Genomic DNA, 7,506 nt, shown 5'->3' with positions numbered 1-7,506 from the left:
CATTGTCAAAAGTGGACTTTCACCGCCATTTTGGCAAACCGAATAAATTTTTTCAAGCTTCCTTGCGAGGTTAGCTTTGCTATGCCTATTTTAACATTTTAGTATAGGTATATATATTGCTTTCTTGATTTTTACCCATAATATTCTTAAATTGTGTAGAAACGAACAGTTACAATCCCCATAGCAATTACATATAGCTCCGCGTTTTCGTGCTATGGAATTATCCAACCCTGCCCCTCTAAGTTTGCTAAAATTCAGAGGCATTTTTTTGCGCAGAATCGGATAATTCTCTATTCAAAATAAGAAGAATTTAATATCTTCTATATAAAAGTTAACATCTTCCGCTGAAAATAGAGTCAAACGACAAAAAAACACCCCAAAACCTCTGTATTTGTAAGGATTTTGGGGCTTACTGATTCTATGTTATCCAACTTATATAAACTTATAAATGGCTACTTTGAACCTATTTATTATATCAATTCTCATTAAGTTATTTGAAATATAGTTTTTTTAATGTTTTTAAAAGCAAATTGCAATCACTCCATATCCTTTGAGATCATGTACGAGAACCTGCCCTAAACTTCAATTATAATTCATCAGATCAATTCTGATTTTTGCAATAGCCGCTGCACTATAACTGCCACTTCGGCACGTGTCATATTGTCCTTCGGCGCAAGAGCTTTACTTCCTTTACCAGAAATGATTCCAGATTTAATACAGACTGCTGTACTTTCCCTCGCATATTTTGAGATATTCCCATCATCCAAATATCCTCCAAGAAGTGTAGTAATATCACTGTCTGAAAGTTCTACATTCAGCTTAGTTATATTCATGGCTCTTGCCATGATCATCATAGCCTGCTCTCGGGTTATTTTATCCTTTGGCGCAAAATTTCCATCTGCATATCCAGAAATTATGCCATAAGACCATGCGGTTCCAATGCATCCGCAGTACCAGTCAGATTGTGAAACATCACTAAAGGTATTTAATCCAACGCCTTCTTCAAGGCCTAATGCTCGTACTACAATAGCCGCAAACTGTGCACGGGTAACTGCACTATTGGGATTATAATTTCCATTTCCCATGCCTGTTACGACCATTCTGGACGCCATATCGTCTATGGCATTCTGCGCCCAGTGTCCTTCAACATCTGCAAATTGAACCTCATTATTGATGAGCGTATATACACTGTTAGTCAAGCTGTTAATTTCTGCGTAATACGTTCCATCAATCTTTGTTATTTTTGTTGGCACATGATGGGTTGTACCCTCTTCGTTCACTACTATTGCCGTTGTAATTTTTGAAACATCCACATTTTCTGGAATGACAATGGTACGGGAAACATATGAATTGAACTTTCTAACCTCGGTTGTATCTTCTCCATATGTACAGTTCACCGTAAATTCCACCGGCTTTACCATGATGGAAAGAGAACCTTCCTCCTCCGCATTTTCCACAATTTTTATTATATCATCAGAAGGCTGTGCAATTGTAATCTGAACGGAGATATCAGAAAGAGAAATGTCAGCACCAAACTTCTCCGCAACTGACTCAATCTGAATTTCAGATGCCGGCAAAGTATAAGTAGCCCTATCAGTCTGTATTTCTAAAGTTGCATCCTTTCGCTCCATATTCTTAACCATCTGTCCATTTAGTACTCCAGACGCAACGTCTGAACCAGACGTTATAGGAATGACAACCGATACGTTATTGCGTTGTGTTTCCAGCGTAGTACCAAGTTTATCTGCATCTACCGTTACCGTTGTCACCGTTCTATCATTGTCAACCGTATCTTTTTCTGTTCCTGCAGTATAAGCTGTTCCGTTAACAATGACAGATGTCCCTGACGAAGAGTTGTCTGTTGCTCCTGACTTCGACGAAGAAGAATGAGATGAGCCTCCCACCGTAGAATTACTGTGCGCAAAGGTTGCCGTGATGGTGATCACGCCGTTTGAGGAATCTCTATCACTCACTACATAACTTGAGTTGCCTGTTCCTGCTGTAGTTACTCGTGTTATGGTTCCTCCGGAATAGCTCAAGGTATTAGATGCTTTTCCACTGCTGTCCAATGTATAATAAATTGTTACCGCACTACCAGTAGCATATGTTGTTGTTACGGAATCTGTATCGCTGAATGATATGGCATCTGAAGTTGTATTTGCTGACTGTAAAATAGTAATAAGGTATGGCACATACATTGTATCTGAGTAAACCGATCTAGGAGCATCTGCCGAGGTCACCTTTACACGCAGATATTTTCCGGCATCTTTTACTGCAACGGTATATATTTCCGTAGAATTTCCGACCCCGGTTGCATCAGACCATCCAGTTAACCCATTTTTAGACACTTCCCATTGGTATGTAATATTTGTATCTGGTGTTGTATTGGACGTAGCTGTCAATGTTGCTCCAGTGCAAATTTTATCTTTGCTTTCACCATAGCCGTCAGTTACTGTGATCGTTACACTGCCTGCAATTCCCAGTAGTGGATACCCGCTATTGTCGGGCTCATATTCGTTATCCACTTGCCAATGGTAATATGCTTCCGTATCCACCCATGCATTAAGTACAGTCAAAAGCGATGCATTTGATGATAGGGTAATTGCATCACCATTGCTTGCTGGCGTTACGGAATAATCCGAGTTGTTTGAAAGAGTCCAAGTTGTATCGCTACCGGAGAAAGAGTAGCAGTCAGTAATACCAGCGCTGGCTAAATTATCTGAGTAACCTTCTTCTCCCGCATAATACGTTATACTACTATAGCGATAACTACCCATTGCAACCTTAGCTACATCTTCTCTTTGGATGCTATTTGCCTCCTGATTGGCAGATAATAACCAATAACAATAGCGACTAGGTCGACTTATAGAACTGCCTACATACCCAGCAATGCCTCCAATACCCGCCTTGGGCGCAGCACCATTGACATTGCCTGTGTTATAACAGTTTGTCATCTGACCAGATAAAATCCCCGAGATTCCTCCTACGTCAGCAGAGGAGTTCCCAATACCTAAGACACTACCTGTATTATAGCAGTTTGTTAGTTTTGAGCCTACAGAATTTCCCAATATGCCACCGATTGCCCCAAAAGTGCTAACTTTACTGACTATATTCCCGGTGTTATAGCAGTTGGCAAAAGCAATACTCCCATCGCTATTATCCCCCAATACACCACCCGCACGAGACTCGTACCCGTCAGTGCACTTGATGTTACCTGTGTTGTAACAGTCCGTCATTGTAACCTCGCCCCTTGACGAGCCTAATACTCCCCCAGTCCAACCTGAATTTTTTTGAAGGTTAACAGTAATTTCACCCGTATTATAGCACCCAACTAGCTTTTCCCCACGGCTTTCGCCCACAACACCGCCCACAGAAATCCCAGACTTATTTAATCTAATTGTACCCGTATTATAGCAGTTTGAGGCTGTGCAATATAGCATATTACCTGCAACACCGCCCACACCCCTGTAATGTTTTATTGTGCTATCATCAATAATATTTGCTGTGTTATAACAATCCGAAATAGTTCCCGCCATTACACCTACAACACCGCCTAAACGCGCACCGCTAATGTTAGAGGTTACGTATGCTGAGTTGTAACAATTAGAAAGAGCTCCAAATACTCCGTTATACTCATTTATATCTACAGAACCTGCCACTCCACCAACATCTCCATCCCCACTAATATAACTGTTAATCACACCTAGATTTTGGACTTTGCCACCTGCAATATATCCAAACATTCCCGTATATCCGCTATTATTGTTGATATACATGCCACTGACTGTGTGATTATCTCCATCAAAAGTTCCTGCAAATGGGTTGATTGCGTTGCCAATAGGTGTCCATATATTTGCTGGAGCACTTATGGCCCAAGTTTCATAATCTGTTGTATTTTCGTTTAGTACAAGGTTTGTAGTGAGCTGATAGCTAGCATTATAGGCGGTTATGGTATTTTCCGAACCATTAATATCCGTGTACTTAATAGTTGCGGTTTTTCCGGCATTAACTTGATCATGCATATATGCTAAATCTGCACCTGATGATATGGCAAGGGGGTTGCTGTCCGCATCGTATGTTGAATTCGTGTCTACCACATTCAAAGATGTACTCGCCGTACCGTCCCATACTTCCACTGACCCTGCATGTGCTGTTACGTTCATGGCAGGCAGCAGGCTAAGCACCATACAAAATATAAGAACAATACCCAAAAACTTCTTTTTCATAATACTGTCTCCTCTTTTATCTTTCCATGTTATTAATAATTTCATCAATGCTAATCTGACATAGCCTGTCCCATACTAGGGTGTTACCGTTTTCAATATGAAAGCTCTTAAAACGGCTTAACTCTGAAAGGGCGCAAAACCTAACTCCATGCAGCCTCGGTTTCATATCATAGATGATTTTATGGTGGCTATCCAGTTCAATCTCTAGGATATAGCCATCATTGGCTTTTGCATTAATAATTTTAGACATTATTTGACCCCTTAATTAAAAATATGGCTTCCGCCCAATGCCTTTTTTCCACAGCTTTAGCTGTAATGGAAAAACGGACAACAAAACGAGTTTTGCGAATATAGTTATAATTCCTTGTTTTATATAATAAAAAAACTCTGCTATTTAAAAATAACAGAGTTTTGGGCAAAAAAATATTATCGTATCCAATACATTTTTTCTTTTATTATATTAAATTCATCTCCATCGCTTTTTTAACAGCGGATACACGTCCTGAAATATCCAGCTTACGATAAATAGAGGTTATGGTCTTTATAACTGTTACCTCCGCTACAAATAAATCCGATGCTATTTCACGATTTGTTTTCCCTTCAGCCATCAACTTTAGAATTTGCTTTTCACGATTGGAAAGCTTTATCTCTAATGTTTTCACTCCTAATCTGCCCATCATATTTTTCTGATATTTTTCCGCATATTTCACAAGCTGGTTCAAGTATTCATCTTTCTGTGATTTCTTTTGCATGCTTTTAAGCAACTCTATAATATAAAAACTATACTCTGCAAAGGGAAGCATTATATGATCATGCCTGGCTATATCTATAGCCAACATCAAAGAACTCTCTGCTGTTTCCATGCCGTAAAGCTTGCATTTCACTGCTGCATCCTGAATGTATGCGTGAATAATCCCCAAAATATTATTAAACAAGGAAAAGCTTTGCAGCATATCTTCAATTAACACTTCTAACTTTATGTATTCCTCTTTTATCAAAAGATATTTTCCATAAACAATATAATTAAATCCGCCACCTTGGTATAAAACGTCGCTTTGAGATATATTCCCCTCTTTCAGCCAATTGGCAAATCCTGATTTTTCCCCGTTTATGCTTTGTATATATCCTGTACACAGATCAATTTCGCTGTTAATAATTGGCAGATTAGTGCTTCCTGCCTCAGCACCTAAGGCATCCAGAATATCCAATGCTTCATCAAATCTGCCTTTTACCATACATATCCTCATTAACGTAAGATTTGAACAAATAATTATAGAAAACTGATCTCTAGTTCTTGCTTTATAAATGGCCTTATAAGCAAAATTTTCTGCTTTATCAAAATCACAAGTTTCAAGAAAATATTCTGCCCGTAACTGATATTCAAATCCAACACCACAACCTCCAGCTAATTCCTGATAATAAGGGGATAACTTTTCAAGGCACTCTACTGTCTGCAACAGCTGTCCTTTGTCTCTATGATACAGATACAAAATATGTGGCGACCCAAATGTTACAATTTTATCTTTGTTCGCCACCCAAGATTCTCCATTGAGTAGAGTATGAGCTGCTTTAAATCTTTCATGCATAAGGAAAACATTGTTGAAAGAAGAGTAAGCTCGTATAAGCATAATTTCACCTGCAATACGAGTTTTCATTTCTGCAGATATATTATCATCGTTTTTGTACCGTTCCTCTACTTCCGCTAAATATTTTCCTCCAACCGCTATATCCACATTAGTAACATAAAAGCCAATATAAGCAATATACGCAATCGGATGATTATACTTCACTTCATCTGGAATCTGCTCAAATAATTCCAAAATAATATTGGGGTTACTGTCCACTATTCGAGTAATACTCTGGTTTTTAAATTCTTTTAAAATAAGATCGTACTTTTGAGATTTTCTATAATATTTCAGACCTAAAAGGATATCGCCATTTTCAATACACCATGTTCCAGAACGTTCATAAAGCTCATCTACTTTGATACCCTGAGGCTTTTCTTCAAGCAGTTTTTTTAGATAATCATTAAAAATATTATGTATTTGAAAAACACCGCTTTGCTCATCAAAACGAATAAATGAATTTGAATAGCTTAGATTTTCAATTATTCTAGCCGCCTCATCATTGCCAGTAACATAAACCGCCTGCTGTGGAGTAAAACTATCGAGTAAGCATAGACATTTTAGAAGCATAACTTCTTTATCTGTATACCTTGGCATAACGGCTGTTTCAAAAAGACGTTCAATGCTTCTTCCAGTTTCCAATATACCTATATCAGCATACCTTTTCATAATCAGATACACAGCTGATATCCAGCCCTCGGATATGGCATATGCTTTTTCTATAATATCACCCGAAAGCTTAAAGCCGTATAGCTGGAAGTATTCTGCTATCTCTTTAACTGTAAACTCAAAATATAAATTTTTAATTAAATAGCAACAATTTTTCAACTCTAATTCTTCAATGGCCATTTCCGGTATCGTCCTTGACAGAATGAGTATGTGCAATCCTTCTATATTTGATCTTACAATACTTTCTATGAATGCGTCTAGCAAGGTCGAATGGGCAAAATGGTAGTCATCAATAACCACAACCGTATTTGACAAATAGGCGTGGTCTTCAATGATTTGCTTTATTTTATAGGATTGTGCTGCATCCATTGGAAACCCCAACATACGAAGCTGATTTCCAAGTTCTGGTCTGGTTTTAGCAAGCTGCCTAGTGATTGAATCCCAAATAAATTGTGGTGAAGATTCATCGCGTTCAATGGAAAGCCATATATAATCAGCCTTACTATTTCTCAAAAATTCCTTTGCAGCTGTAGTCTTACCATATCCCATTGCTGCAACAGCAACAGTTAAAGGAAACTTAAATATATTACTGAGTTCGTCATTAATACGTTCTCTATTTAGAAGATGTTGTTGATTTATCAAAATATCACCTTAATTCAATATAAACAATGTATAAGCATAAATATTGTTTTTATTGTACCAGAAAAGTTATCGTTTTTATAGGATTACTGTTGAATATTTTAAAATTGGTTTTGATCTCTACATTTCGTCCCTCCGTGTTTGCAAAATATAGAGCTTTCTTTGTAAACGAATATAGTATAAAAATGACAGCTAATCTTATAGACTGGCTGTCACTGTATATGTTATTTATTTGTTTTATTGCCACTTGACAACGTAATCATTTAACTAAACTTATTTGTTTAGTTAATGGTGATTTTATTTGAGTTTTTCGGTCTGATTATTTGTATTCTTTGTAGCTTCGGGAA

Annotated in this window: 3 protein-coding genes; all 3 read right to left on the bottom strand. The window is 37.7% G+C overall.

Features of this window, described 5'->3' with window-relative positions; all coding sequences use genetic code 11:
- Nucleotides 1–596: 596 nt before the first annotated feature.
- The 3 genes from K292_RS17865 to K292_RS0108705 all read right to left on the bottom strand — a co-directional run bounded on the left by K292_RS17865 (nucleotide 597) and on the right by K292_RS0108705 (nucleotide 7,162).
- The gene (locus K292_RS17865) at nucleotides 597–4,226 is read right to left on the bottom strand and encodes an S-layer homology domain-containing protein (protein ID WP_051280559.1); all 3,630 of its coding nucleotides are present in this window, start codon (nucleotides 4,224–4,226) and stop codon (nucleotides 597–599) included.
- 16 nt (nucleotides 4,227–4,242) lie between these two features.
- Nucleotides 4,243–4,476: a DUF2442 domain-containing protein gene (locus K292_RS16570; RefSeq protein ID WP_037372888.1), complete on the bottom strand. Its 234-nt coding sequence runs from the start codon at nucleotides 4,474–4,476 to the stop codon at nucleotides 4,243–4,245.
- Nucleotides 4,477–4,681: 205 nt separating this feature from the next.
- Complete coding sequence (locus K292_RS0108705; protein ID WP_027399513.1) at nucleotides 4,682–7,162, bottom strand: LuxR C-terminal-related transcriptional regulator; 2,481 nt, start codon at nucleotides 7,160–7,162, stop codon at nucleotides 4,682–4,684.
- Between the last annotated feature and the right edge of the window lie 344 nt (nucleotides 7,163–7,506).

The sequence above is a fragment of the Anaerovorax odorimutans DSM 5092 genome (assembly GCF_000426305.1).
Taxonomy (GTDB): Bacteria; Bacillota; Clostridia; order Peptostreptococcales; family Anaerovoracaceae; genus Anaerovorax; species Anaerovorax odorimutans.
The sequence above is the reverse complement of the archived record's forward strand: the minus strand, read 5'-3'. Positions and strand labels throughout refer to the sequence as shown.

What these genes read in the sequence shown, in the direction of transcription:
- K292_RS17865 (WP_051280559.1), bottom strand. Translation starts at nt 4,226, where the DNA reads ATGAAAAAGAAGTTTTTGGGTATTGTTCTTATATTTTGTATGGTGCTT.
- K292_RS16570 (WP_037372888.1), bottom strand. Translation starts at nt 4,476, where the DNA reads ATGTCTAAAATTATTAATGCAAAAGCCAATGATGGCTATATCCTAGAG.